This window comes from Streptomyces sp. CB02959 (assembly GCF_002803155.1).
In the GTDB taxonomy this organism is placed as follows: domain Bacteria; phylum Actinomycetota; class Actinomycetes; order Streptomycetales; family Streptomycetaceae; genus Streptomyces.
Genome location: NZ_NNBP01000016.1, coordinates 1 through 25,506, shown reverse-complemented (window position 1 = coordinate 25,506; position 25,506 = coordinate 1). Strand labels below are relative to the sequence as shown.

Sequence of the window (25,506 nt, the reverse complement as noted above, 5' to 3'; positions counted from 1 at the left end):
CGTTTTTGGCTGTCCCGCCGTGGGGGTTGTTCGCCGTTGCGCCTGGCGGCGGGCTGTTGTCCGCTGCGCGGGGCTGTTGGGTGCGGTGTCGGGTTGGAGGGGTCGGTGTGCAGGACTGCTGCGCTTTACGTCCTGCACACCGACCCCTCCAACCCGACACCTCCCGGTGATGGTGGGGAAGAAACGGTGGGTGGGGGTCAGCGTGAGTGGTCGCCTACCGGTTGCTATTCGACCCGGTCACCACTCAACAGCGGACCCGCACCGGCCCACTCACGCGCAGCCCCACTCCGCCTCTCTTTTTCCCACCCACAACGGGAGGGGACGGGTCTGTGGGGTGGGGGTGTGCCGGACGTAAAGCGAAGCAGTCCGGCACACCCCCACCCCACAGACCCGGCACCGCACCCGACCAGCCCCGCGCAGCGGACCGGCCCGCGCCGCCAGGCGCAAAACGCGAACCCCCACGGCGGGCCAGCCGACAACGTGCGGGGCAGCCGAGCGCAGCGACAACGTGCGGGGCCAAAACCTACGCCAGGACGACCAACGGATCATCCAGCACCGGCTGCCACGCCAGTTCCGCCGCGCCGACCAGGCTGTTGTGGTCCAGGCTGCACGGGAGGATGGGGACGCCGCCGCTGCGGCCCCACAGGCTGCGGTCGGCGACCACGGCTCGGAGTCGTTCGGGGTCGGCCTCCAGGAGGGCGCGGTGGAGTCCGCCGAGGATGATGCGGTCGGGGTTGAGGATGTTGACGAGGCCCGCGAGGCCCAGTCCGAGCCGGTCGATGAGCAGGTCGGCGGCGGTGCGTACGCCGGGGTCGGCGTACTCGTTCCGGAGCAGTTCGCCGGCTTGGTGGAGGAGTGAGACCTCCGGTCCTGGTTCCCGGCCGGCGGCGACGAGGAAGGCGAGCGGGTCGGCCTCGACGTCCAGGCAGCCGCGGCTGCCGCAGTGGCAGGGGGCGCCTTCCGGGTTGACGGTGAGGTGGCCGACCTCCAGGGCGAGGCCCGAACTGCCGCTGTGCAGGCGGCCGTCGAGTACCAGCGCCCCGCCGACGCCGCGGTGGCCGGAGGCGACGCACAGCAGGTGGCGGGCGCCGCGGCCGGCTCCGTGCCGGTGTTCGGCGAGGGCGCCGAGGTTGACATCGTTGCCGGTGAAGCCGATCTTCTCGGTGACGCCGGGGATGCCGGCCTCGGCCAGCGCGCGCAGGAAGAGTTCGCGTACGGGGGCGCCGGAAGGCCAGGCGAGGTGGAGCGGGTTGAGCGCCTCGCCGTCGGGTTCGGCGATCGCGGAGGGCACTGCGAGGCCCGCGCCCAGACAGCGCCGCCCGGTCTCGCGCAGCAGGGCGGCGCCGGCCTCGACCACCTCGGCGAGGACGTGTGCGGGGTCGGCGGGGATGATGCCGCAGCTGGGCGTGGTGGCGACGATCCGGCCGCCGAGGCCGACCAGGGCGGCGCGGTATCCGTCGGCGTGGATCTGCGCGGCGAGCACGACCGGGCCGTTCTCGTTGAGGGACAACCGGTGGGAGGGCCGCCCCTGGGAGCCCGCGGAGGCGTGCGGCCGGGAGTCGACCGTGATCAGGCCGAGCGCTTCGAGCTCGGCGGCCACCGCCCCCGCGGTCGCCCGGGTCACGCCGAGTTCGGTGGTCAGGACGGCACGGGTGGGCGCGCGTCCGGTGTGTACGAGCTCCAGTGCGGGTCCGAGGGCGCTACGGCCCCGCTCCAACCTGGTTGTCCGAGTCTGGGTCACCCCTCTATTCTGGCTTTGTGCCGACGCTAAACAAAATACGGACGGCCTTGAGTCTCAATCGGGCCCACACCCCCACCGACCTCTCGAAAACCTCGATAGCGCCGCATAACGGGACAGCGGTCACCGCCCCGGGGCCGGTCGGCCCGCGGCTGACCCGGCTGCGCGTCGCGCTCACCGCGTTCTTCGCCGTCGACGGCTTCCTCTTCGCCGGCTGGGTCGTGCGGATCCCCGCGATCAAGGCGCAGACCGGTGCCGGTGCGGGCGCCCTGGGCCTGGCCCTGCTCGGCGTGTCGGCCGGAGCGGTGGCGTTCATGATGCTCACCGGGCGGCTGTGCCGGCGCTTCGGCAGCCACGCCGTGACCGTCGCCTCCGGGGCCGCCCTCGCGCTGAGCATCCTGCTGCCCCCGCTCGCCCGGTCGGCCACCGCGCTGGGCCTGGTACTGCTGGTCTTCGGCGCCGCGTACGGCTCCCTCAACGTCGCCATGAACAGCGCCGCCGTCGAACTGATCGCCGCCCTGCGCCGCCCGGTGATGTCCGGCTTCCACGCCGCCTTCAGCCTGGGCGGGATGCTCGGCGCCGGGCTCGGCGGACTGGTCGCCGGGCACCTCTCACCGGCCGCGCACCTGTCCGTACTGGCGGGGTGCGGACTGGTGGTGACGGCCGTCGCGGGCACCGTGTTGATGCGGGAGCGCGCAGCGGCCGGTGCCGCGGTACCGGCCGAGGAGCGCGGCGCGGCGGCCCCGGACCGGCCCCGGCGCCCCGGCACACCCGGCCCGACCCGCCGGCTCGTGCTCGTCTTCGGCGCGATCGCGCTGTGCACCGCATACGGCGAGGGCGCGCTGGCCGACTGGGGAGCGCTGCACCTCTCCCAGGACCTGGCCGCCGCGCCGGGGCTCGCGGCCGCCGGCTACGCGGTGTTCGCGCTGGCGATGACCCTCGGGCGGCTCTCCGGTACCGCGATCGTCGAACGGTTCGGCCCGGCCCGGGCCCTGGTCGCGGGCGGCACCACGGCGGCGGCCGGGATGCTGCTCGGGGCGCTCGCGCCGACCGCGTGGGGCGCCTGCGCCGGGTTCGCGGTCGCCGGTCTGGGGCTGGCCAACATCTTCCCGATCGCCATTGCGCGCGCCGGGACGGCCGGCGGCCCGGACGGGGTCGCGGTGGCATCCACGATCGGCTATGGCGGCATGCTGCTGGGGCCGCCCGCCATCGGTTTCCTCGCCGAGGCGTGGGGCCTGCCGGTCGCGCTGACCACGGTCGCGCTGCTGGCCGCGGTGGCAGCGCTGGTCGCGCACCTGACGCGCGGGGCGCATCGGAACGGAGCGGACCGCTCCGCGCCCGGTTCCGGTGTGCCGGGCAGGTGACGGGAGGCCAACCCGGGCCGGGCGGGGGCCTGTTCGGCACCGCGGCAGCCCGGCTCTCAGCGGTCGGTGGCGTGTCGAGGGAAGCGGACGCACGGGGCGCCGGGGCGACGGCGGTCCCGGCGCTGCCGGTTGTCAGTGGCGGCTGGCACACTCGGACGCATGGAGATCACTGAGTTCGTCGAAACCCTGCGGCTGGACGGCGGGCTGCTCGCGGACGCCGCCGACACGGCCGGCGCCGACGCCCCGGTGCCGGCCTGCCCCGAGTGGCGGATGCGGGACCTGGTGCGGCATATGGGGACGGTCCACCGATGGGCGGCGGGCTTCGTGACCGAGCCCCGGGAGGACCGCGGTCCCTTCCCGGAGGCCCCGGAGCTGACCGACGACGAGCTGGTGCCCTGGCTGCGCGAGGGCCACCACCACCTCGTCGTGGCGCTCCACACGGCACCGGCGGACCTGCGGACGTGGACGTTCCTGCCGGCCCCGTCCCCGCTCGCCTTCTGGGCGCGCCGCCAGGCCCACGAGACGTCGGTGCACCGCGCCGACGCCCAGCAGGCGGCCGGCGTCCCGCTCACGCCCCTGCCAGCCCGCTTCGCCGCCGACGGCGTCGACGAGCTCCTGGCGGGCTTCCACGCCACCGACCGCAGCCGGCTCCGCACGGATACACCCCGCACGCTGCGGCTGCGCGCCGACGACACCCCCGGCGCGGACTGGACGGTGCACCTCACGCCCGACGCACCGCCGCGCACGGTGCGGCACGCCACGCCGGACGCGGCCGACGCCGCCCCGGACTCGACGGTCGAGGCCCCGGCCGAGGAGCTGTACCTGGCGCTGTGGAACCGCCTCCCGTGGGACGGCCTGAAGGTCACCGGCGACCCGTCCCTGCCGGCGCTGTGGCGGGAGCGTGGTGCCATCTGACAGGTATGCGAACCGACACCTCGCCGAGCTGACGCCTCGTCATGAGCACTGCTCGCGGGTATTGCCATGGGTGCCGCTCGTGGAAAGTGGTCACCGCCCGGCCCCTCACCCCAGCCAGCCCGGGCGGACCAGCCCCGACTCGTAGGCCAGGACGACCAGTTGGGCGCGGTCGCGGGCGCCCAGCTTGACCATGGTGCGGCTGACGTGGGTCTTGGCGGTGAGCGGGCTGACCACCAGCCGGCGGGCGATCTCCTCGTTGGAGAGCCCGATGCCCACCAGGGCCATCACCTCCCGTTCCCGGTCGGTGAGCGCGGTGAGTGCGGCGGCCGGCGCCGGTTCCTTGGAGCGGGCGGCGAACTCCGCGATCAGCCGGCGGGTCACCCCCGGCGAGAGCAGCGCGTCGCCGGCGACCACCGCGCGCACCGCCCGCAGCAGTTCGTCCGGTTCGGTGTCCTTCACCAGGAATCCGGAGGCCCCGGAGCGGATCGCCTCGAAGACGTACTCGTCGAGTTCGAAGGTGGTCAGCATGACGACCCTGACATCGCGCAGTGCGGGGTCGTCGGTGATCCGCCGGGTGGCGGCCAGGCCGTCGACCAGCGGCATCCGGATGTCCATCAGAACCACGTCCGGCCGGTGCGCCCGGACGGCCGTCAGGGCTTCCTGTCCGTCCGCCGCCTCGCCGACCACCTCGATGTCGGGCTGGGCGTCCAGCAGTGCCTTGAAGCCGGCCCGGACCAGCAGTTGGTCGTCGGCGAGCAGTACCCGGATCACGACTCCTCCTCGATGGCGGTGCGGGCCGCGGTGGTGAGCGGGATGCACGCGCGGACCCGGAAGCCGCCGTCCGGGCGCGGACCCGCCTCGACGGTGCCGCCCAGCGCCGCGGCCCGCTCCCGCATCCCGGCCAGCCCGTTGCCGCCGCCGGTCGGTTCGCGGGTGCCGGCGGTCGCCGGTCCGTCGTCGTCGACCCGGATCTCCAGCGCACCGGGAGCGTAGCGGAGCCGCACCCGGGCGGTGCGCGAGCCCGAGTGCCGGACGATGTTGGTGAGCGCCTCCTGGACGATGCGGAAGGCGGCGAGATCGGTGCCGGGCGGCAGGGCGACCCGGGCGCCCTCGGTCGTGACGTCCACCGCGAGGCCGGCTCCCCCGGCCTGTTCGGTGAGTTCGGGCAGCCGGTCCAGGCCCGGGGCCGGGGCGCGCGGGGCGTCGCCCGGGGTGCGCAGGGTGTCGAGGACCTGCCGGACCTCGCCGAGGGCTTCCTTGCTCGCGGCCTTGATGGTGGTCAGTGCGGTGCGGGCCTGTTCCGGGTCGGAGTCCAGCAGTGCCAGTCCGACGCCCGCCTGGACGTTGATGACGGAGATGCTGTGCGCGAGGACGTCGTGCAGTTCGCGGGCGATCCGGAGCCGCTCCTCGTCGGCCCGGCGGCGCTCGGCGGCGGCGCGTTCGGCCCGCATCCGGGCCAGCTGTTCGCGGCGCATCCGGGCGAGTTCGGAGACCGCCACGACGGCCGCCACCCAGGCGGTGACGACGAGTTCCTGCCCCCAGGGGGCGGGCCCGAGGTGCGGGGGCAGCCAGCGGTAGAGCCAGTGCGCGATCAGCAGGTGGACCAGCCACACCCCGCCCACCGCGCACCAGGCGACCACCCGGTGCCCGGCGACGATCGCCGCGAAGGCGCCGAGCGCGAGCGTGACGAAGACCGGCCCGTAGGGGTAGCCGGCCGCGAAGTAGGCGGCGCTACAGGCGGCGGTGCCAAGGGCGGTGGCCCGTGGGTGGCGGTGCCGGAGGAGCAGCAGTACGGCTCCGGCGAGGAGCAGCGCATGGCCTAGGGGGTCGAGCGGAAGGCGGCCGTGCTGGCCGTGGGCGGCGGCGTTGCTGCCGACGGTGACCAGCACGGCCACCACCAGCGTCGAGCGCCAGGGCAGCCGGCCGCCGGACCGTCCTCCGGGCGCCGGGGCCGACGCCCGCCACTCCCCCGCCCCGCCGTGGCGCCGCGCCCACGGCGGCCGTGCGTTGTCCATGCCGCAACGCTAGACCGCGGTGGGGCGGGGCGGCGTCCGCCGGGCGCGGTGGTCGCGGCTACTCCCCGGGGAGTAGCCGGCGCGGTCCGGCCGCCGGGGGTCAGGCGGGGCTGCCGGTCCCCGCCCCGTCCGTTCCGACCAGCATCGCCACCAGCCGTTCCGCCTGCCGGCGGGGATCGGGTGCCCCGGCCCATCCGGTCATCAGCAGGTGGTGGACGGTGCCGACGAGGGCGAGCGCGACCGCGCCGGTGTCGGTGCGGTCCGCGAGGCGCCCGAGCCGCTGCTCGGCGTCCAGATAGGCCGCGATCGCCTCCTGCATCGCGTCGAAGCCGGGCGCGCCCTCCTGGAGCGCGGTGCGGATCCGTTCCGCGGCTGCCGGGCGGGTGAGGGCGAGGCCGGAGATGACCGGGCCCGCGGAGTCCAGCAGGGTGCCGGCGACGGTGCCGAGGTTCGCGGCGACGGTGTCCCGGCCGGCCCGCTCCGAGAGCTGTGCGGCCTGTCGCGCGGTGCGGGCGAACCGGTCCAGGCACAGCTCGGCGACGAACTCGTCCAGTCCGCCGGCGAAGTGGGCGTGCAGCAGCCCCTTGGAGCAGCCCGCCTCCGCGGTGATCGCACGGCTGGTCAGGGCGCTCGGCCCCGCTTGGGCCAACAGGCGCTCGGCGGCGGCGAAGAGCCGTTCGCGGACATCGGGAATGGCCACTCCACGCGGTGACATGAGACCTCTCCGGACTGGGGATTGCCAGTTTGGGCACGCGCCCATACTGTTGCCCACAGGGTTTGGGCACCCGCCCATCCTAGGCCCGGGCCGCCCGTTCCGCCGGGCTGCCCGCACGCCGCCGACATCCACGCCCGGCAGACCCCGCACCCAGCAGGAGGCACCGCATGGCACACCCCACCGGCCCCGCGCTCCCCGACACCCCCAACGCCGAACAGGCCCGCGCCTGGAACGGCTACGAGGGAGCCCACTGGGCCGCCCACCAGGACCGCTGGGACGCGGTGAACGACGGGTTCAACGAGCCGCTGCTCACCGCCGCGGCGATCGGCCGGGCCGACCGCGTCCTGGACATCGGCTGCGGCGCCGGCGCCACGACCCGGCTCGCCGCCCGCCGAGCCGCCGAAGGGCACGCGCAGGGCCTGGACCTCTCCGCGCCGATGCTGGCCCGCGCCCGCGCCTCCGCGGCCCGCGAGGGACTGGCCAACACCGCCTTCGCACAGGGCGACGCCCAGGTGCACGCCTTCCCGGCGGGCGGCTTCGACATCGCGATCAGCCGCTACGGCGTGATGTTCTTCGCCGACCCGGTCGCCGCCTTCGCCAACATCGGCCGGGCGCTGCGCCCCGGCGGCCGACTGGCGTTCGTCTGCGGCGCACCGGCCGACCGCAGCGAGTGGTTCCAGGCGCTGGCGGCGCTCCGACCACACCTGTCACTCGACGGCTTCGGCGCCCCCGGTGCGCCCGGAATGTTCTCGCTCGCCGACCCGGACCGCGTCCAAGAGGTGCTCTCCGCCGCCGGATTCGGGGAGACCGCCGTGACACCGGTGACGGCGGACGGCGTCTGGGGCCGGGACGCCGCCGACGCGTCCGCCTTCCTGCTCGGCTCCGGCCCCGGCCGCCACCTGCTGGAGGGCGCCGCCCCGGACACCCGGGAGCGCGCCCGGACGGCACTCGTCGAGGCGCTGCGCCCCTACGAGGACGGCGGCGCGGTCCGGCTGCGCGGCGCCGCCTGGCTCGTCACCGCCGTTCGGCCGCCGGCTCCGGGTCGCTGACCTCCGCCGACCGCGCGGCGGGCGCGTCCTCCCGGGACGCCTCCGCGCGGTCGAGGGCGTCCAGCGCACGCCGGGCCAGCGGGTGCGTGCGGACCAGTTCGGCGATCGTGGAGGTACCGCGGGTGATCTTCGCGAACGCCCGCCACGCGGGCCGGAACCCGGTCAGCGCGGCGTGGAACATCCCCGGGCGGCGCGCGAAGAGGGCCAGCATGCGACGGCCGACGGCCATCTCCACGCCCAGCCCGGCCTTGATGGCGAAGGCGTAGTTCAGGGCCTGCCGCCGGGCGTCGACCGCGTCGTGCGCCTCGGAGATCCGCACCGCCCACTCCCCCGCCAGCCGCCCGGAGCGGAGCGCGAACGAGATCCCCTCACGGGTCCAGGGCTCCAGCAGGCCCGCCGCGTCACCGCAGACCAGCACCCGGCCGCGGGAGAGCGGCGAATCGTCGGTCCGGCAGCGGGTCAGGTGCCCGGAGGAGATCCGCGGCTCGAAACCGGCCAGGCCGAGCCGCCCGATGAAGTCCTCCAGATAGCGCTTGGTCGCCGCGCCCTCGCCGCGGGCCGAGATCACCCCGACGGTGAGGGTGTCCCCCTTGGGGAACACCCAGCCGTAACTGCCGGGCATCGGGCCCCAGTCGAGCAGCACCCGGCCCGCCCAGTCCTCGGCGACCGTCTCCGGCACCGGGATCTCGGCCTCCAGCCCCAGATCCACCTGGTCGACCTTGACACCGACATGCGCGCCTATCCGGCTCGCGCTGCCGTCCGCGCCGACCACCGCACGGGCCAGCACCACCTCGCCGTCACCGAGCACCACCGCGACGGTCCGCCGGTCGGGGACGTTGGCGCCGTGCTGCTCCACCCGCGAGACGGTGACACCGGTACGGACCCGCGCCCCGGCGTCCTTGGCGGACTCCACCAGCGCGGCGTCGAACTCGGGGCGGTTGATCAACCCGAAGAGCATGTGCTTGGAACGGCGGGTGCGGTTCATCCGGCCGTTGAGCGAGAACGTCACCGCGTGCACCCGGTCGCGCAGCGGCAGTTCGAAGCCGGGCGGCAGGGAGTCCCGGGACGGGCCGATGATGCCGCCGCCACAGGTCTTGTAGCGGGGGAGTTCGGCCTTCTCCAGGAGCAGCACCCGGCGCCCCGCACACGCCGCGGCGTGTGCCGCCGAGGCGCCCGCGGGCCCCGCGCCCACCACCACGACGTCCCACACCTGCTGGTTGTCCTCGGCTGCCTGCTCGCTGCTCACCTGTGCTTCCGCTCCCGTCCGATGCCTGGCTGCGCGTACCGCCCGCATCCTACGGGCCGCCGCCGCGCGGACCGCCTGTGGGAAGATCGAGCGCACGCCCACCCGTACGTCCGGGTCCGCCCGGCTCACCCCGCCGCACGTGCCCGCACGTAGCCGACACCGCGCCCACAAGGAGCGTTCCATGCCCGACAGCGCACTCGCCCAGACCGTAGCCGCCCTGCAACCGCGGGCCAGGACCGAACTCGCCGAGCTGGTGGCCTTCAAGTCGGTCGCGGACTTCGCCCAGTTCCCCAAGAGCGAGAGCGAGGCCGCTGCCCGCTGGATCGCGGACGCACTGCGGGCCGAGGGCTTCCAGGACGTGGCACTGCTGGACACCCCGGACGGCACCCAGTCCGTCTACGGCTACCTCCCCGGCCCGGCCGGCGCGCCGACGGTCCTGCTGTACGCGCACTACGACGTCCAGCCGCCCCTGGACGAGGACGCCTGGATCAGCCCGCCGTTCGAGCTGACCGAGCGCGACGGCCGCTGGTACGGACGCGGCGCCGCGGACTGCAAGGGCGGCATGATCATGCACCTGACCGCACTGCGGACGCTCAAGGAGCACGGCGGCATCCCGGTCAACATCAAGGTGATCGCCGAGGGTTCGGAGGAACAGGGCACCGGCGGCCTGGAGCAGTACGCCACGGCGCACCCGGAACTCCTCACGGCCGACGCCATCGTCATCGGCGACTCCGGCAACTTCCGGGCCGGCCTGCCGACGGTCACCGCGACGCTGCGCGGCATGACGATGCTGCAGGTCCGGGTCGACACCCTGGAGGGCAACCTGCACTCCGGCCAGTTCGGCGGCGCGGCCCCGGACGCACTGGCCGCACTGATCCGGATCCTGGACTCGCTGCGCGCCGAGGACGGCTCGACGACCGTCCGCGGACTGGCCGCGGACGCCACCTGGGAGGGCCTGCAGTACCCGGAGGCGGACTTCCGCAAGGACGCCAAGGTCCTGGACGGCGTCGGGCTCATCGGCACGGGCACGATCGCCGACCGCCTCTGGTCCCGGCCCGCCGTGACCGTCCTGGGCATCGACTGCCCGCCGGTGGTCGGCGCCACCCCCTCCGTGCACGCCTCGGCCCGCGCCCTGGTGAGCCTGCGGATCCCCCCGGGCACCGACGCCGTCGACGCCACCAAGCTGCTCACCGCACACCTGGAAGGCGCCGCCCCATGGGGTGCCCGCGTCGCCGTCGAGCAGGTCGGCCAGGGCCAGCCGTTCCGCGCGGACACCACCAGCCCCGCGTACGCCTCGATGGCGGCGGCACTGAGCGAGGCGTACGACGGGCAGGAGATGCAGACCTCCGGCCTGGGCGGCTCCATCCCCCTGTGCAACACCCTGGCCGGCCTCTACCCCGACACGGAGATCCTCCTGATCGGCCTCAGCGAGCCGGAGGCCCAGATCCACGCCGTCAACGAAAGCGTCTCCCCCGACGAACTGGAACGACTGTCCCTGGCCGAGGCCCTGTTCCTCCAGCGGTTCGCCGCGGAGCGGGTCTGATTCCCACGTTTTTGGCTTCCCGAAGCTCGTAACGGGGACCTCTACGGTACCGAGACTTCGGGAGTAGCGCTGAAGAACAGACGAGCCCCGTTCGGCCAGTGCCGAGCGGGGCTTGTCAGTGGGGCGTTACGAACAGAACGACACCTTTACAAACGACACCTTTACAGCGGTCACGATGTTCGCGGTCTGGTCGTCCGTGAGGCTTGGCACCGCGCCACCCTCGTACCGCGTTTTCGCGTTCCGCTGGACCGTCGCCGCGTCCTTGCCGTCCTTGATGTCGCTGCACACGTTGCGGGCACGGTCAACGGCGCGACTCTCCTTGGCCACCAGCCCCGGGTCGATGGCGCTCAGAGCGCGTATCAGGTCTGCTGTCTGTGCAGCGTCCGGCGAGGGGATCCCCGAGGGGCGTGGGGCTTCCGCGCTCGGTCTCTCCGGCTGCGCTTGCACCGTAGCGGTCGGTCTCGGGCTCTCGGCTACCGCCTTGTCCTCTCGTCCTCGAAGAGCGACAAGACCCCGCGGAACGCGAGCACCGCAACTCCCCCTATAGCCAACGCCTTCCGCTTCATTGTCACCCCTTGTGTCTGTAGATGATCGGCGGATACCTATCACGGGGCTTGTCTGCCTGGTGCGGGAATACCAGGATTCGTCCAGCGGAAAGCCCCGCCCGGCACGGGGCCGAACGGGGCTGGTTCTCTGACCTACTTGCAGAACGACGACTTAACCGCTGTCACGATGCGCGCCGCCTGACCATCCGACAGTGACTTGATGGTGCCGGGCGTAGTCCCCTGAAAGCGCAGCTTTGCCCCTTGCAGCACGTCAGAGTCAGCCTGCCCCGCTCGAATGTCTGCGCAGATGGTCCCAGACGCTGCGAGCGCCCACTTCTCGTTGTCACCTAGCGCTGGGTCTACCGCTTTGAGTGCGCCCATGAGCTTTTGGGTCTGTTCGGCGTTCAGGGCCGGCGCGGCGCCATCCTTAGACGCGTCCTCGTCCTTGCTGCTCGGGGTGCTTTCTGTGGTAGGTGCCGCGGTTGCCGGCGCGCTCTTGGCCGTCTTTGTGTTCGGGCCGTCGGCATCGCATGCGGACAGTGCCGCGATGGCCATTGCCGCAGCGAGTACGGCCGTGGTTGTGCGCTTCATGTTCTCCCCTACTACGTGAGCGCGTTCGTGTTCGACAGCGCCTACCATGCCGTTCCAAAGGCGGATAAGCGAAGCCCCGTCCGACTCATGGTCGAACGGGACTCATGGCGTGCGTCTGTGCTATCGGATCACGGGCTTCTTCTTCGGCGCGTCCGTCTCCGTGTCGGCGGTGCCTTGGTGCGTGCCTTGTACGCCTTCCAGTACTCCGAGGGGGACAGCACCCCGTCCGCGTTGAGCATCAGCGCGATGGCATGCGGGCTCTTACCGTCCAACAGCGCCGCAATGATCCGCTCAATGACTCGCACGGCGTCCGGATCCGGGACCAGGGTCCAGCCGACCCTGCCGTGTTCCTTGGACATGGGGGCAGGCAGGTACCCGTACGGCGAACGTCCGCCGCCGCGCCACCGGAGCGCCATCTTGCGCATGGCTGCCTGGGCACCGGTCACGCGGTCGCTGATGCTCTGCGACTCCCGCAGCCCGTCACCCTCGCCGAAATCGATCCCGAGCGCTGCCGCCGCTATGTCGTCGGCCTCGCGCTGCCGCTCGGGGCTGGTCGTCTCGTCTGTTCGGACCGACAATCGGATGCACCGGCCCCCTCCCAGGTTCTCGGCGAACGCGGTTCCTACAGTTGCACGGTTTTCCATGCACTTCGTAGGAGGGCGGAGGTTTCCCGCACCGGGGCTGACCTGCGTAGATGCTGCTGCTTCGTGCGACGACTTGACCAGTGTGGACGCCACCACAGGTGATCACTCCAGAACTATGACTCTGGAGCTTCGGGGCTGTCCCGCCGTGAGGGTTGCTCGCCGTCGCGCCTGGCGGCGCGGGCCCACTCGTACGTTGCCGCCGTGCGGCGTCGTGTCGCCTGGCGGCGGGCTGTTGTCCGCTGCGCGGGGCTGTTGGGTGCGGTGTCGGGTCGGAGGGGTCGGTGTGCAGGACTGCTGCGCTTTACGTCCTGCACACCGACCCCTCCGCCCCGACCCCTCCCGGTGGTGGTGAGGAAAGACGGTGGGTGGGGGCCAGCGTGAGTGGTCGCCTACCGGTCGCTACTCAATCCCGGTCACCACTCAACAACGGACCCGCACCGTCCCACTCACGCGCAGCCCCACCGGCCTTTTCCCACCCATCAACGGGAGGGGACGGGTCTGTGGGGTGGGGGTGTGCCGGACGTAAAGCGAAGCAGTCCGGCACACCCCCACCCCACAGACCCGGCACCGCACCCGACCAGCCCCGCGCAGCGGACCCGCCCCGCGCAGCGGCAACGCCCGCCGCAGGCGAAACGACGCCGCACAACGGCAACGGCCCGCGCCGCCAGGCGCAAAAACAGCAAGCCCCACGGCGGGGACGCCGACAACGTGCGGGGCCCAACCAAGCGCAACGAACCGTCAGGTCAACGGAACGCCCGCCTCCAGATGCAGCGGGCAGCCCCGTTCGCGGGCTCGTAGTGCCCAGCGGAGGCGGTTCCAGCGGACGGGCGGCAGCATGGTCTCCGCCTCGGATTCGGTGACGAAGCGCCAGGCACGCAGTTCGGAGCCGGGCAGCAGGAGTTCCCGGATGGTGTCCTCGGTGAGGGTGCCGCCGTCGAAGAGCAGCCGCAGGCCGCCGAAGCCGGGGGGCTTGGGGGCTTCCCAGTCGAGGACCAACAGCTTTGGGGGGTGCGGGAGTTGGATGCCGAGTTCCTCGGCCACCTCCCGTACGCCGGCGTGGGCGGGCGCCTCGCCTGGTTCCACGATGCCGCCGGGGAACTCCCAGCCGGGCTTGTACGTCGGATCGACCAGCAGCACGCGGTCCTGGTCGTCGAAGAGCAGCACTCCGGCGGCGAGGGTCTCCGCGGTGGGTTCGGGGGTCTGCACGATGTCGCAGGCGCCGGCGCCGGTGCGGACGGCCTCGACGACCCGCTCGGCGGCCTGGCGGGGTGTCAGGGCGGTGGTGTCCACGACGTGCGCATCGCTCTTGAGCCAGTCCAGGGCGTGCGCGTAGGGACCCAGGTGCTCCAGGCACCAGCGGCGCACGGAGGCGTTGCCCTCGGGGTCGCCGGGCTTCTCCTCGCGGTGGGCTATACGCTCCCGCAGGATCGTTTCCTCCGCATGGAGGAGGACATGTCGGACGGGTATCCGGCGGGCCGCCAGGGAGCCGAAGATCTCGTCGCGGTACTCCTGGCGCAGCAGCGCCATCGGCGTCACCAGCGGGCCCGGCACCTCGGTGAGCAGGGCGGCCGCGGTGTCCACGACCATGCGCCGCCAGGACGGCAGGTCCTGGTAGTCGTCGACCTCCTCGAACCGCTTGGCCGGCAGCATCAACCGCAGCCCGCCGCCGAGGAGTTCCGGGTCGTAGAGCGTGCTTCCGGGAAGCAGGTCGAGCACTTCATGAGCCACAGTGGTCTTGCCCGCACCGAACGTGCCGTTCAGCCAGACGATCACGGTTTCCCCTCTTCCCTAGACCCAGGTGAGTTGCCCGCAACACCCTGCCACGGAAACGCTCGGGACCACGGGCCGCGTGCGACGCCGGGAACATGCTGGAGGAACACACCGCACAGGGGACGCCGGTCCGCCTCCCCCGCCGCGATGCCCCGGCAATCAAGCGCTCCCCCGCCCCTCCAGCACCGAAACCCCCACCCGCGCACGGCCTCCGGACGACCGCCGGCGGGGCGGTACGTCGCATATGCCGGAGTCCCATGGGTGCGCGGCGCCGGGCGGGTGCCGCCCGCGTTCAGCAGGCCCGCAGCCCGGGCACCGGCTGGTCGTTCTCCCCGCCGGTGAGGTACACGACGCTGATGTAGACGCCGGAATTGCCGCTGTCGTCATCGGTCTTGGCCCACCACACGTTGGTCCACTTCCCGTACGTCTCGCGACGGCCCAGCTTCGCCTGGCAGTAGAAGTAGTTGGTGCCCGCATTGAGGTGGCCGACCTGCTGGAAGGAGTCGGTGTACGAGGTCGCGGTGCGCCACACGTCGCAGTTGGCCTTGCCGCCGCCGGCGTCCGCGCAGGACGGTCCCGGGGTGGGTCCCCCGCCGCTGCCGCCACTGCCACCGCCGGCGGCGGAACCGGAGCCGCCGGTGGTCGTACCGCCGGAGGTGCCGCCGTGCGCCCCGCCCGCGGTGCCACCGCCGTCCGTGCCGCCCTGGCTTCCGCCCGCGGCCGTACCGCCGGTCTGGCCGCCCGGACCACCGCCCGGCACGCCGGGCTTGGGGTTTCCGGACGCGGAGGGGGCCCCGGAGGGGGTCGTCGAGCCGGCCGGCGACGGGCTGGTGGCCTTGCCGTCGCCCGCGCCGCCCTTGCCGGCGGAGACGCTCGGTCGGCTCGTCCCCGGTGTGGTGGCCGGTGCGGCCGCCTGCCGGTCGCTCGCGGTGTCCCGGTCGCCGGAGCCGGAGCCGACCAGCGCGTAGGTGAGGCCACCGCCGCCGGCCAGCACGGCCAGGACGGCCGCCGCCGCCAGCAGCACCCGCCGGCGCCGGCGGGCCGGCAGTCGCGCGGTGTCGCCGTCGGGGGCGCCCTGGTACGGGTGCGGGCCGGTGATGCCCGCCGCGGAACCGGCCACCGTAGCCGACGGGTCGTGGACCGGCCGCCCGTAATGCGCGTTCGGGCCGGGCGGCTGCGGCACGGCGCCGCCCCGGGCGCCCGGGCCGCCGAGCCAACCGGCCGGCGCCACCCCGGCACCCGCGGGACCGGTCAGCGGCCCCGCCCCCGCCGTCACGTCCGTGGCGGTGGGCGCGTACGGCATGCCGGGCTGCGGGACCGGCGGCGGGGCGGGCGGCGTCACGCCGGGGTCGCGGCCCTCCGCCACCGCGCGGAGCATGCTGCGGGCCTGGGCGGCGGACGGGCGGTCGGCCGGGTTCTTGGCCATCAAGGCGTACAGGACGGGCGTCAGGGGTCCGGCCCGGCGCGGTTCGGGCAGCGGTTCGGTGACGATCGCGGTCAGCGTCGAGTACACCGAGGTGCGGCGGAACGGCGCGGCGCCGCCCTCGGCCGCCGCGTACAGCGTCATGCCCAGCGACCAGATGTCCGAGGCGGGGGTGGGGTCCAGGCCCTGGGCGCGCTCGGGCGGGAGGTAGTCGAGCGAGCCGACCAGTTCGCCGCTGCGGGTGATGTTGGTGCTGGCGCCGTCCCCGGGGGCCTCGATGCTGGCGATGCCGAAGTCGGTGAGCACCACCCGGCCTTCCCCGGAGCCGGCCCGGTCCGGGGACCGCCCCGGGCGCTCCAGCAGGACGTTGCCGGGCTTGACGTCGCGGTGCAGCACCCCGACCTCGTGGGCGGCGTCCAGCGCGTCCATGACGGCGGCCCCGATCCGGGCGATCTCCCGCGGATCCAACGGGCCCTGCGCGCCGATGGCGTCGTCCAGCGACGGCCCGTCCACCAGCTCCATGACGATGACCGGGCGTCCGGCCTCGTCGATGACGTCGTGGACGGTCACCACACCGGAGTGCCGGATCCGGGCCGCGGCCCGCGCCTCGCGCTGCATCCGGGTGCGCAGGTCGGCGAGTTCGGGGGCGGAGGCGTCGGTGTAGGCCCGGAGGACCTTGAGCGCGACCTCGCGGCCCAGCACCTGGTCCTCGGCCCGGCAGACCACGCCCATACCGCCCCGGCCGATCCGGCCGGTGACGCGGTAGCGGCCGCCGATCAGCCGCCCGGTCAGGTCGTCGTCGACGCCGCGCTGCGGGCCGCTGCGGGAGGCCGCCCGCGGCACACCGCCGCCCGCGCCGCCCGGCGCACCGTCCGCCGGCCCGGGGCCGTTCGCGCCGTTCGCCGCACCGGCCCCGTCCGCCCCGCGCTGCTCGCGCTCCCCCGATGTCACCGTGCCGGTCCCCTCGCTACCCGTCTCCGTGCCACAGCGGCCCGTACGCCTGGACGCCGGGGCACTGCGCCGCAACCCTTCAGGCGGCCGGCACCAGACTAAGGGGCGGAGGGGTGCGGCCGGGGTCCCTATGGGGCAGGCGCGAACGCATCGAGACGGGACTGTTGCGCGGCGGCCGCGGCGGCGCCCACCACGCCGGCGTCCGTCCCCATCTGGGCGGGGACCACGGCCAGTTCGGAGACGAAGGACAGGGTGGCGTAATCCCGGAGAGCCTCGCGCAACGGGGTGAACAGCACATCCCCGGCGCCCGCGACACCGCCGCCGATGACCGCTATGTCGATCTCGACGAGGGTGGCGGTGGCGGCGATCCCGGCGGCCAGCGCCTGTCCGGCCCGCTCGAAGGAGCGCACCGCGACGGGGTCGCCGGCGTGCGCCGCGGCGGCGACCGCGGCGGCACTGGCGTCCCCGTCGGGGCCCGGCCGCCAGCCGTTGGCCAGTGCGCGGCGGGCGATGTTGGGGCCGCTGGCGATCCGCTCGACGCAGCCGCGCCCCCCGCAGGGACACGGGTCACCGTCGAGATCGACGCTGATGTGCCCGATGTGGCCGGCGTTGCCCGAAGGGCCGGGATGCAGCCGCCCGTTGAGGACCAGTCCGCCACCGACCCCGGTGGAGACCACCATGCACAGCGCGTTGTCATGGCCCCGCGCGGCACCCTGCCAGTGCTCGGCGGCGGTCATCGCCACGCCGTCGCCGACCAACGTCACCGGACGCGCCCCGACCAGCGCCCGCACCCCGGCGACCAGCGGGAAGTCGCGCCAGCCGGGGATGTTCACCGGGCTGACGGTGCCGGCGGCGGCGTCCACGGGCCCGGCGCTGCCGATGCCGACGGTGGCCACCCGCGCCCAGTCCGGCCCGGCGGCCAGCTCGTCGACGACCTCGGCCACCGCACCCATCACGGTGGCCCCGTCCTGGTCCGCGGGGGTCGGCCGGGCGGCCTTGGCGACGAGTCTGCCGCGGCCGTCCACCAGAGCGCCGGCGATCTTGGTGCCGCCGATGTCCAGCGCTGCGCTGAGGTCCGTCTGCATCGGTGTCGAATTCTCCTGGTGGGCCCGGGGGGCCGGGGTTCCGGCCCGGCGTGAGAACGCCAGTCTTCCGGCATTTGACAACGTTGTCTAGGGGCTATGCTCGTCGCCACACAGCGGCGCGTCGGCGCGCCCCGCCCGGTGGCGCGCCCGACACCGCATCCGTCCCCCGGCAGACAGGACCGCACACGTGACCGAGACCGCCCGCGGTACGTCCCATCGCTACGGCACCCGCCCCACGATGAAGGATGTCGCGGCGCGCGCCGGCGTCGGTCTGAAGACCGTCTCGCGGGTGGTCAACGGCGAGCCGGGCGTCACCCCGGACACCGAACGCCGCGTCCAGGAAGCCATCACCGCGCTCGGCTTCCGCCGCAACGACTCCGCCCGGGTCCTGCGCAAGGGCCGGACGGCCAGCATCGGCCTGGTCCTGGAAGACCTCGCCGACCCCTTCTACGGTCCGCTCAGCCGCGCCGTCGAGGAGGTCGCGCGCAGCCACGGCGCCCTGCTGATCAACGGCTCCAGCGCCGAGGACCCGGTCCGCGAGCAGGAGTTGGTGCTGGCGCTGTGCGCCCGCCGGGTGGACGGGCTGGTCGTCATCCCGGCCGGCGACGACCACCGCTATCTGGCGCCGGAGATAGCCGCCGGCATCGCGACCGTCTTCGTGGACCGCCCGGCCGGCCGGATCGACGCCGACGTGGTCCTCTCCGACAACTTCGGCGGCGCCCGGGCCGCGGTCGCCCACCTCATCGCGCACGGCCACCGCCGGATCGGCTTCATCGGCGACCAGCCGCGCATCCACACCGCCAAGGAGCGGCTGCGCGGCTACCGCACCGCGATGGCCGAGGCCGGTCTGCCGGTCGACGACTCCTGGGTCTCCCTCGGCTCCACCGCCCCCGACCGGGTGCACGCCGCGGCCGCGGCCATGCTGGCCGCCCCGGAGCCGGTCACCGCCCTCTTCGCGGGCAACAACCGGGTCACCGTCACCGCCGTCCGGGTGCTGCGCGGCCACCCGCGCCCGGTCGCCCTGGTCGGTTTCGACGACTTCGAACTCGCCGATCTGGTCCACCCCGCCATCACGGTCGTCGCCCAGGACGCCGCCCACCTCGGCCGCACCGCCGCAGGTCTGCTCTTCCGCCGCCTCGACGGCGTCGACGAGCCCCCGCAGCGGCTGGAGATTCCCACCCGGCTGATCCCGCGCGGCTCGGGGGAGATCCGCCCGGACTGACGGCACGCCGGGCCGGTGGGGCGCGGGCAGCGCGACCGACCACTCGCCCGTCCGTCTGTCCGTCCGGGATGCCGCCTACGAGGGCACGCACCCCGTCGTCATCGCGCGGGAGCGATACAGCAAGCCCCGGTGTGGCGCCATACGCGTCCCGGCCGGGTCCCGGTGGCGGGACCCGGCCGGGACGATCGGCGGGGGCGGGGGCGGCCGACGGGCGGCCGCCCCGTGCCGGGTCGACCGGCTTCCGGTCAGGCCGACTTGGTCGGGCGGCCCGCCAGGCCGTCGAGGTCGGCGCGGGTCAGGCCGGTGAGGCGGGCGACCTCGCCGGGGTCGACGGCGCCGCAGTCGAGGCCGCGGAGCAGGTAGCCGCTGAGGGCCTTGGCGGTGGCGGGCTCGTCCATGACGTCGCCGCCGGCCTTGGCGACGTAGGCGGCGAGCCGGGCGGCGGCCTTCTCCAGGCCCTCGCGGTAGAAGGCGTAGACGGCGGCGTAGCGGGTCGGGAGGTGGCCCGGGTGCATGTCCCAGCCCTGGTAGTAGGCGCGGGCCAGGGCGCGGCGGGTGAGGCCGTGATGCAGCCTCCAGGCGTCGTGGACCTGGGCGGTGGGACCGACCGGCAGGACGTTGGTGGAGCCGTCGGAGACCCGGACGCCGGTGCCGGCCGCGGCGACCTGCATGACGGCCTTGGCGTGGTCGGCGGCGGGGTGGTCGCTGGCCTGGTAGGCGGCGCTGACGCCGCAGGAGGCGCTGTAGTCGAAGGTGCCGTAGTGGAGGGAGGTGGCGCGGCCCTCGGCGGCGTCGATCATGCGGGCGACGGTGGCACGGCCGTCGGCGCCCAGGATGGACTGGGTGGTCTCGATCTGGATCTCGAAGCCGATCCGGCCGGGCGTGAGGCCGCGGGCCTTCTCGAACGCCTCCAGCAGCCGGACCATGGCGGTGACCTGCTCGGCATAGGTCACCTTGGGGAGGGTGAGGACGAGGCCGTCGGGCAGGCCGCCGGCCGCCATGAGACCGGTGAGGAAGATGTCCAGGGTGCGGATGCCGCGGTCGCGGACGGCGGCCTCCATGCACTTCATCCGGATGCCCATATAGGGGGCGGCGGTGCCTCCCCCAGCCTCCGGCCGGGAGGTGCCCCCGTTGTAGGCGGCGGCGACCAGTGCGGCGGCGCGGGCGGCGGCCTCGTCCTCCTCGGCGTCGGAACGGAGTCCGTAGCCGTCCTCGAAGTCGATCCGCAGGTCCTCGATGGGCTCGCGCTCCAGCTTGGCGCGGACCCGGTCGTAAACCGGTCCCGCGAGGTCCTCGGGGATGCCGAGGACCGCGGCGAGCGCACCGGCGTCGGGGGCGTGCTCGTCGAGCATGGCCAGCGCCTGGTCGCCCCAGGAGCGGATGGTGCCGGCGGTGAAGGCGTCGCCGGGGACGTAGACCGTGTGGATCGGCTGGCGGGTCCCGGGGTCGCCCGGGTAGCGCCGCGCCAGGTCGGCGTCCACCTCGGCGAGAGCGGCTCCGATGCCCTCGCGTACGGTGTCCGCGAGGCTCGTTGCCACGGTCTCCTGCTGCCCCATTTCGGTACCCTCCCGGTGCTTGTGCCCGGTGTCGTCACCGACCCGAGCATTTCCGCGTGACGGAATCAACAATCCGCATAGCGAAGCTAACGGTGTCCCCTGGCGAGGTCAACACCTTCCCGGCCGTGGCGACGCAGGTCACCGGCCTGAACGGGGCCGACAACTCAGTCGCGCGACCCGCCCGCCACGGCCCACAATCCCGTCATGACATGGACCGCACCCCCGATCGAACGCCGCCGGGCACCCTCCGCCGCGGGCGAACGCGCAATGCTGCAAGGCTGGCTCGATTTCCACCGTGACACCCTGCTCACCAAGTGCGCGGGCCTCACCGGCGAACAGCTCGCCCGGGCCGGCACCCCGCCGTCCGCGCTCACCCTGCTCGGCCTGGTCCGCCATATGGCCGACGTCGAACGCGTCTGGTTCCGGGAGCGGTTCGCCGGCGAGGCGGTCGAGGCCCTCTACTGGACCGACGCCGCGCCGGACGCCGACTTCGACGACCTCGACCCGGCCCGGGCCGAGGCGGAGCACGCGGCCCTGGGAGCCGAGATCGCGGCCTGCGACGCGGTGGTGGCCGACCGGAGCCTGGACGAGACCTTCACGATCAACGGCCGCACCCTCAATCTGCGCTGGGTCTACGTCCACATGATCGAGGAGTACGCGCGGCACAACGGGCACGCGGACCTGCTGCGCGAGGCGCTGGACGGCGAGACCGGGTCCTGAGGGACCGGCCGGAAGGACAGCCCCTCCTGGCGAAGCGGAACTTTCCGGCCACGCCCGGCCCGCCCACGGCCGAAGGCCCCGTACGTCCGGTGCGTCCGGTGCGTACGGGGCCTTCGGCCGTGCGGTGCCGACGGGCCGCGGCGGGCCCGGCGAGGTTCAGCCCTTGCGGGTCTTGACCTCGTCGGTGAGCGCCGGGACGACGTCGAAGAGGTCGCCGACCACGCCGTAGTCGACCAGGTCGAAGATCGGCGCCTCGGCGTCCTTGTTGATGGCGACGATGGTCTTCGAGGTCTGCATACCGGCGCGGTGCTGGATCGCGCCGGAGATGCCCGCCGCGATGTACAGCTGCGGCGAGACCGACTTACCGGTCTGGCCGACCTGGTTGGTGTGCGGGTACCAGCCGGCGTCCACCGCGGCGCGGGAGGCACCGACGGCCGCGCCGAGCGAGTCGGCGAGCGCCTCGATGACCGGGAAGTTCTCGGCGCCGTTGACGCCGCGGCCGCCGGAGACCACGATCGCGGCCTCGGTCAGCTCCGGGCGGCCGGTCGACTCGCGCGGGGTGCGCGAGACGATCTTGGTGGCCTTGGAGGAGTCCGCGACGGTCACCGCGAGCTGCTCGACCGTACCGGCGGCCGGGGCGGCCTCCGGGGCGGCGGAGTTGGGCTTGACGGTGATGACCGGGGTGCCCTTGGTGATCCGCGACTTGGTGCTGTACGAGGCCGCGAAGACCGACTGGGTGGCCACCGGGCCCTCGTCGCCGGCCTCGACGTCCACGGCGTCGGTGATGATGCCGGAGTCGATCCGGACGGCCAGGCGGGCGCCGATCTCCTTGCCCTCGGCGGAGGACGGCAGCAGGACGGCGACCGGCGAGACCGCGGCGTAGGCGGCCTGCAGCGCGTCGACCTTGGGGGCGACGAGGTACTCGGTGAACTCCGGGGCGTCGGCGGCCAGGACCTTCACCGCACCGTGCTCGGCGAGCACGGGGGCGGCGACGTCCGCGCCGGCGCCGAGGTGCACGGCCACCGGCTCGCCGATGCGGCGGGCGAGGGTGAGCAGTTCGAGGGTGGGCTTGCGGACGGCGCCGTCCACGTGGTCGACGTAGACAAGGACTTCAGCCATGGGAATTGCTCCTGCGGGAAGAGTGCGGGCGAAGAGAGGACGGATAGTTCCGACGGACCGTCAGATGCGGGCGGGGAACCGGGAGCTGACCCCGGCCCCGGCCGCGGAAGCGGTACCGGTCCGGGGCCGGGCCCCGGACCCGCGGCTCAGATGAACTTCTGGCCCGCGAGGAACTCGGCGAGCTGCTTGGCGCCCTCGCCCTCGTCCTTGACGATCGTGCCGGCCGTACGGGCCGGGCGCTCGGTGGCCTCCTCGACCTTGGTCCAGGCACCCTCCAGGCCGACCTCGTCCGCGTCGATGTCGAGGTCGTCCAGGTCCAGGGTCTCCACCGGCTTCTTCTTGGCGGCCATGATGCCCTTGAAGGAGGGGTAACGCGCCTCGCCCGACTGGTCGGTGACGGAGACGACGGCCGGCAGCGCGGCCTCCAGCTGCTCGCTGGCGGTGTCGCCGTCCCGGCGGCCGGTGACCTTGCCGTCGGCGACGGCGACCTCGGAGAGCTGGGTCACCTGCGGAACGCCCAGCCGCTCGGCGAGCAGCGCGGGCAGCACGCCCATGGTGCCGTCGGTGGAGGCCATACCGCAGACCACGAGGTCGTAGCCGGTCTTCTCGACGGCCTTGGCGAGCACGAGCGAGGTGCCGAGCGCGTCGGTGCCGTGCAGGTCGTCGTCCTCGACGTGGACGGCCTTGTCGGCGCCCATCGACAGCGCCTTGCGCAGCGCGTCGGTGGCGTCCTCGGGACCGACGGTCAGGACCGTGATCTCCGCGTCGCCGTCGTTGGCTTCCTTGATCTGAAGGGCCTGCTCGACGGCGTACTCGTCGAGCTCCGAGAGGAGGCCGTCCACGTCGTCGCGGTCGACGGTCAGGTCCTCGGCGAAGTGCCGGTCGCCGGTGGCGTCGGGCACGTACTTCACACAGACAACGATCCTCAAGCTCACGCCGGCTCTCCTACCTGCTTCGTCTCTTCAGAACTGCCTTGTGCTGGCAGCATAGGCGCCTCACGGGGCGGCTCCCGGTCGGATACGGATCCCCGCGCCGACCGTCATATTACTCGCCAGTACACCCAGTCTGGTGCCCCGAATCAAGGCCGTCGAAATGTGACCTTCCCAACGGCCCCGACCCGGTGACGCAACAGGTTTCGGAGGAACCCGTCAGTCGCGCAGAGCGTTGAAGCGACCCTGGTGGTACAGGAGCGGCCGGCCGGGCCCAGCGGGGTCGCCGACGACGGGCTGGGCGAGCACGATCCGGTGGTCGCCGGCCGGGATCCGGGCCACGACCTTGCACACCAGCCACGCCAGTACGCCGTCCAGCAGCGGCACGCCCTCCGGGCCGGTGCGCCAGGACGTGGCCGGGCCGAACCGGTCGGCGCCGCTGCGGGCGAAGGTGGCGGCCAGCTCCTGCTGGTGCTCGCCGAGGACGTGGACGCCTATGTGCTCGGCCTCGGAGACGGCCGGCCAACTGGAGGCGCCGGTGCCGATGCCGAAGGAGAGCAGCGGGGGTTCGGCGGCGACGGAGGTCAGGGAGGTGGCGGTGAAACCGACCGGGCCGGAACCGGCCGCGGTGATCACCGCGACGCCCGCGGCGTGCCGGCGGAAGACGGAGCGCAGGAGTTCGGGGGAAGCGGTGCGGGGCGTGCCGAGGTCGGGCGAGGCCGTCATGGAGTTGTCCTTCTGCTGTGGGCTGCGGGCCCGGGCGGAGCCGCCGACGGCCGTACGGCGCTCGGCGGAGGAGTCGTCGCTGCTCACACGCCGGGACAGCGCGCGCTGGCGGTCCGCAGCAGATCGACGTGCGCGCGTCCGTAGAGAAGGAGATCGGTACCTGGCCGCATGACGTCAGGCTGACGATGCGTGACCCGGAGCGTCAAGTGTCGCCCGGCATCTGGGAGATCAATCACGGACCGCCTCCCCCAGGGCCGCGATGACGTCGACCTTCCGGGGCTGGCCGGCGGCCCGGCGGACGATCGCGCCGTGCCCGTCGAGCACCAGCACCGTCGGCGTGCTGCGGACCTCCAGGCGCCGCACCAGCTCCAACCGCTCCTCCGCGTCGATCTCCACGTGGGCCACGCCGTCGACCATCCCCGCGACCTCGGTCAGGATCCGCCGGGTGGCCCGGCAGGGCTGGCAGAAGGCACTGGAGAACTGGACGAGGGTGGCCCGCTCCCCCAGCTCCGCACCGATCTCGGCGGCATCCAGCCGCGCCTCGCCGTCCCGCTCCCGCACCGTCGTCCTTCCGTCGCCACGGCGTGCCGCAGGCCGAGGACACCCGCCGCCGCGGACCCTGCGAGGCACACCGTCCGTGCCGTCATCCCACGGTGCAGCGTCCGCACCGCCGCAAAGATTCCCACAGCCGGACAGCGGCACCCCGCAGCCGCCCCCCGGCACAAGCCTCCGAATCCGCCCGCGACCTGCCGGTTCCTCCGCCCACGTGACGAGAATCTCCCGCCACGGGGGGCCCGCACGCTGGCCGCCGGGGCGCACATCGGGCACGATCACCCGAAGCCGCAGAGTTACGACTGCGTAGGTTTCCGCCGGGAGAACCCTCCCCAGGCACCGAGAAGGGGTCCCCCACCCATGGCCGAGTTCGTCTATCCGCCCGTCATCGGCGCCGCCCGTACGCTCTTCAAGACGCAGGACCTGAAGTTCGACGTCGCCGGTACGGAGCACATCCCGCGGCGCGGCGGAGCGGTACTGGTGAGCAATCACATCGGCTATCTGGACTTCGTCTTCTGCGGGATGGCGGCGCGCCCCGCCAAGCGGCTGGTCCGCTTCATGGCGAAGGAATCGGTCTTCCGCCACAAGGTCTCGGGGCCGCTGATGCGGGCGATGAAGCACATCCCCGTGGACCGGGCGCAGGGCATGCACGCCTACAAGCACGCGCTGTCCGCGTTGCGTTCGGGCGAGATCATCGGGGTCTTCCCCGAGGCGACGATCTCCGAGTCGTTCACCCTGAAGAACTTCAAGTCCGGCGCGGCACGGCTGGCCCAGGAGGCCGGCGTCCCGCTGCTCCCGATGGCACTGTGGGGCACCCAGCGACTGTGGACCAAGGGACACAAGCGCCAGTTGGGCCGCCACCACTTCCCCATAACGATCCGGGTCGGCGAGCCGGTGGAGGCCGATCCGGCCGACCAGGCCGAGACGATCACCGACCGCCTGCGAGCCCGCGTCCAGGACCTCCTGGAGGCCGCCCAGCGCGCCTACCCCGTACGGCCCCGCGACGCGGAGGACACGTGGTGGATCCCCGCCCACCTCGGGGGCACGGCCCCCGCGCCGGGGGGCCGCGCCTAGGCCGTTTCTGATGG

Annotated in this window: 23 protein-coding genes; 7 read left to right on the top strand and 16 right to left on the bottom strand. The window is 73.6% G+C overall.

Features of this window, described 5'->3' with window-relative positions:
* Nucleotides 1-523: 523 nt before the first annotated feature.
* Entirely contained in the window at nucleotides 524-1,741 is a 1,218-nt protein-coding gene (locus CG747_RS24600) for an ROK family protein (RefSeq protein WP_100604000.1), read from the bottom strand.
* 17 nt (nucleotides 1,742-1,758) lie between these two features.
* Here CG747_RS24600 and CG747_RS24595 point away from each other — a divergent pair, with 17 nt between their 5' ends.
* A complete protein-coding gene (locus CG747_RS24595) occupies nucleotides 1,759-3,102 on the top strand; it encodes an MFS transporter (protein ID WP_374701815.1) in 1,344 nt (447 codons plus the stop codon).
* A gap of 159 nt (nucleotides 3,103-3,261) precedes the next feature.
* The gene (locus CG747_RS24590; RefSeq protein WP_100603999.1) at nucleotides 3,262-4,017 is read left to right on the top strand and encodes a maleylpyruvate isomerase family mycothiol-dependent enzyme; all 756 of its coding nucleotides are present in this window, start codon (nucleotides 3,262-3,264) and stop codon (nucleotides 4,015-4,017) included.
* A gap of 105 nt (nucleotides 4,018-4,122) precedes the next feature.
* Here CG747_RS24590 and CG747_RS24585 read toward each other — a convergent pair whose 3' ends face one another.
* The 3 genes from CG747_RS24585 to CG747_RS24575 form a co-directional block, all read right to left on the bottom strand.
* The gene (locus CG747_RS24585) at nucleotides 4,123-4,788 is read right to left on the bottom strand and encodes a response regulator transcription factor (protein ID WP_100603998.1); all 666 of its coding nucleotides are present in this window, start codon (nucleotides 4,786-4,788) and stop codon (nucleotides 4,123-4,125) included.
* Nucleotides 4,785-6,032 carry a sensor histidine kinase gene (locus CG747_RS24580; protein WP_100603997.1) on the bottom strand — a complete coding sequence of 416 codons (1,248 nt, stop codon included), beginning with the start codon at nucleotides 6,030-6,032 and terminating at the stop codon, nucleotides 4,785-4,787. Before CG747_RS24580 ends, CG747_RS24585 begins: the two co-directional genes overlap by 4 nt.
* Before the next feature lie 100 nt (nucleotides 6,033-6,132).
* Complete coding sequence (locus CG747_RS24575; protein WP_100603996.1) at nucleotides 6,133-6,747, bottom strand: TetR/AcrR family transcriptional regulator; 615 nt, start codon at nucleotides 6,745-6,747, stop codon at nucleotides 6,133-6,135.
* Nucleotides 6,748-6,914: 167 nt separating this feature from the next.
* On the opposite strand from CG747_RS24575, the gene CG747_RS24570 reads away from it, so the two are divergent.
* Nucleotides 6,915-7,796 carry a class I SAM-dependent methyltransferase gene (locus tag CG747_RS24570; RefSeq protein ID WP_100603995.1) on the top strand — a complete coding sequence of 294 codons (882 nt, stop codon included), beginning with the start codon at nucleotides 6,915-6,917 and terminating at the stop codon, nucleotides 7,794-7,796.
* Here CG747_RS24570 and CG747_RS24565 read toward each other — a convergent pair.
* Nucleotides 7,762-9,042, bottom strand: coding sequence for a geranylgeranyl reductase family protein (locus CG747_RS24565; protein WP_100603994.1), 1,281 nt, complete (start codon nucleotides 9,040-9,042; stop codon nucleotides 7,762-7,764). The genes CG747_RS24570 and CG747_RS24565 overlap by 35 nt on opposite strands.
* A 181-nt stretch (nucleotides 9,043-9,223) precedes the next feature.
* On the opposite strand from CG747_RS24565, the gene CG747_RS24560 reads away from it, so the two are divergent.
* Nucleotides 9,224-10,585 (top strand): dipeptidase, encoded by a 1,362-nt coding sequence (locus CG747_RS24560; protein ID WP_100603993.1) that lies wholly within the window; start codon nucleotides 9,224-9,226, stop codon nucleotides 10,583-10,585.
* Nucleotides 10,586-10,711: 126 nt separating this feature from the next.
* Here the strand turns inward: CG747_RS24560 and CG747_RS47420 are convergent, their stop codons facing one another.
* The 6 genes from CG747_RS47420 to CG747_RS24535 form a co-directional block, all read right to left on the bottom strand.
* Nucleotides 10,712-10,912 (bottom strand): DUF732 domain-containing protein, encoded by a 201-nt coding sequence (locus CG747_RS47420; protein WP_146022151.1) that lies wholly within the window; start codon nucleotides 10,910-10,912, stop codon nucleotides 10,712-10,714.
* Nucleotides 10,913-11,283: 371 nt separating this feature from the next.
* Nucleotides 11,284-11,721, bottom strand: a complete 438-nt coding sequence (locus CG747_RS47415; protein ID WP_146022150.1) for a hypothetical protein — start codon at nucleotides 11,719-11,721, stop codon at nucleotides 11,284-11,286.
* A 128-nt stretch (nucleotides 11,722-11,849) separates the two neighbouring features.
* Entirely contained in the window at nucleotides 11,850-12,299 is a 450-nt protein-coding gene (locus tag CG747_RS24550) for a hypothetical protein (RefSeq protein ID WP_308303799.1), read from the bottom strand.
* A gap of 804 nt (nucleotides 12,300-13,103) precedes the next feature.
* Complete coding sequence (locus tag CG747_RS24545) at nucleotides 13,104-14,138, bottom strand: NUDIX hydrolase (RefSeq protein WP_100603991.1); 1,035 nt, start codon at nucleotides 14,136-14,138, stop codon at nucleotides 13,104-13,106.
* Between the two features lie 289 nt (nucleotides 14,139-14,427).
* A complete protein-coding gene (locus tag CG747_RS24540; RefSeq protein ID WP_374701814.1) occupies nucleotides 14,428-16,509 on the bottom strand; it encodes a protein kinase in 2,082 nt (693 codons plus the stop codon).
* 128 nt (nucleotides 16,510-16,637) lie between these two features.
* Nucleotides 16,638-17,594, bottom strand: a complete 957-nt coding sequence (locus CG747_RS24535) for an ROK family protein (RefSeq protein WP_100603990.1) — start codon at nucleotides 17,592-17,594, stop codon at nucleotides 16,638-16,640.
* 187 nt (nucleotides 17,595-17,781) lie between these two features.
* Between CG747_RS24535 and CG747_RS24530 the strand changes: the two genes are divergently transcribed.
* On the top strand, nucleotides 17,782-18,816 hold the full coding sequence (locus CG747_RS24530) for a LacI family DNA-binding transcriptional regulator (protein ID WP_100603989.1): 1,035 nt from the start codon (nucleotides 17,782-17,784) through the stop codon (nucleotides 18,814-18,816).
* A 245-nt stretch (nucleotides 18,817-19,061) separates the two neighbouring features.
* Here the strand turns inward: CG747_RS24530 and CG747_RS24525 are convergent, their stop codons facing one another.
* On the bottom strand, nucleotides 19,062-20,372 hold the full coding sequence (locus CG747_RS24525) for an aldolase/citrate lyase family protein (protein ID WP_100603988.1): 1,311 nt from the start codon (nucleotides 20,370-20,372) through the stop codon (nucleotides 19,062-19,064).
* Nucleotides 20,373-20,576: 204 nt separating this feature from the next.
* Between CG747_RS24525 and CG747_RS24520 the strand changes: the two genes are divergently transcribed.
* Nucleotides 20,577-21,092: a DinB family protein gene (locus tag CG747_RS24520; protein ID WP_100603987.1), complete on the top strand. Its 516-nt coding sequence runs from the start codon at nucleotides 20,577-20,579 to the stop codon at nucleotides 21,090-21,092.
* 156 nt (nucleotides 21,093-21,248) lie between these two features.
* Here the strand turns inward: CG747_RS24520 and CG747_RS24515 are convergent, their stop codons facing one another.
* The 4 genes from CG747_RS24515 to CG747_RS24500 form a co-directional block, all read right to left on the bottom strand.
* Nucleotides 21,249-22,211, bottom strand: a complete 963-nt coding sequence (locus tag CG747_RS24515) for an electron transfer flavoprotein subunit alpha/FixB family protein (RefSeq protein ID WP_100603986.1) — start codon at nucleotides 22,209-22,211, stop codon at nucleotides 21,249-21,251.
* Between the two features lie 146 nt (nucleotides 22,212-22,357).
* Complete coding sequence (locus CG747_RS24510; RefSeq protein ID WP_100603985.1) at nucleotides 22,358-23,146, bottom strand: electron transfer flavoprotein subunit beta/FixA family protein; 789 nt, start codon at nucleotides 23,144-23,146, stop codon at nucleotides 22,358-22,360.
* A 213-nt stretch (nucleotides 23,147-23,359) separates the two neighbouring features.
* Nucleotides 23,360-23,866, bottom strand: a complete 507-nt coding sequence (locus CG747_RS24505; protein WP_100604160.1) for a flavin reductase family protein — start codon at nucleotides 23,864-23,866, stop codon at nucleotides 23,360-23,362.
* Nucleotides 23,867-24,094: 228 nt separating this feature from the next.
* Complete coding sequence (locus tag CG747_RS24500) at nucleotides 24,095-24,427, bottom strand: thioredoxin family protein (protein ID WP_100603984.1); 333 nt, start codon at nucleotides 24,425-24,427, stop codon at nucleotides 24,095-24,097.
* A 351-nt stretch (nucleotides 24,428-24,778) separates the two neighbouring features.
* Here CG747_RS24500 and CG747_RS24495 point away from each other — a divergent pair, with 351 nt between their 5' ends.
* Nucleotides 24,779-25,492, top strand: a complete 714-nt coding sequence (locus tag CG747_RS24495) for a 1-acyl-sn-glycerol-3-phosphate acyltransferase (protein ID WP_100603983.1) — start codon at nucleotides 24,779-24,781, stop codon at nucleotides 25,490-25,492.
* Nucleotides 25,493-25,506: the final 14 nt, after the last annotated feature.

Bases quoted from the DNA above. Each gene is read 5' to 3' on its own strand.
- CG747_RS24590 (WP_100603999.1), top strand. From the start codon at position 3,262: ATGGAGATCACTGAGTTCGTCGAAACCCTGCGGCTGGACGGCGGGCTG.
- CG747_RS24580 (WP_100603997.1), bottom strand. From the start codon at position 6,032: ATGGACAACGCACGGCCGCCGTGGGCGCGGCGCCACGGCGGGGCGGGG.
- CG747_RS24575 (WP_100603996.1), bottom strand. From the start codon at position 6,747: ATGTCACCGCGTGGAGTGGCCATTCCCGATGTCCGCGAACGGCTCTTC.
- CG747_RS24570 (WP_100603995.1), top strand. From the start codon at position 6,915: ATGGCACACCCCACCGGCCCCGCGCTCCCCGACACCCCCAACGCCGAA.
- CG747_RS24560 (WP_100603993.1), top strand. From the start codon at position 9,224: ATGCCCGACAGCGCACTCGCCCAGACCGTAGCCGCCCTGCAACCGCGG.
- CG747_RS47415 (WP_146022150.1), bottom strand. From the start codon at position 11,721: ATGAAGCGCACAACCACGGCCGTACTCGCTGCGGCAATGGCCATCGCG.
- CG747_RS24535 (WP_100603990.1), bottom strand. From the start codon at position 17,594: ATGCAGACGGACCTCAGCGCAGCGCTGGACATCGGCGGCACCAAGATC.
- CG747_RS24525 (WP_100603988.1), bottom strand. From the start codon at position 20,372: ATGGGGCAGCAGGAGACCGTGGCAACGAGCCTCGCGGACACCGTACGC.
- CG747_RS24520 (WP_100603987.1), top strand. From the start codon at position 20,577: ATGACATGGACCGCACCCCCGATCGAACGCCGCCGGGCACCCTCCGCC.
- CG747_RS24515 (WP_100603986.1), bottom strand. From the start codon at position 22,211: ATGGCTGAAGTCCTTGTCTACGTCGACCACGTGGACGGCGCCGTCCGC.
- CG747_RS24505 (WP_100604160.1), bottom strand. From the start codon at position 23,866: ATGACGGCCTCGCCCGACCTCGGCACGCCCCGCACCGCTTCCCCCGAA.
- CG747_RS24495 (WP_100603983.1), top strand. From the start codon at position 24,779: ATGGCCGAGTTCGTCTATCCGCCCGTCATCGGCGCCGCCCGTACGCTC.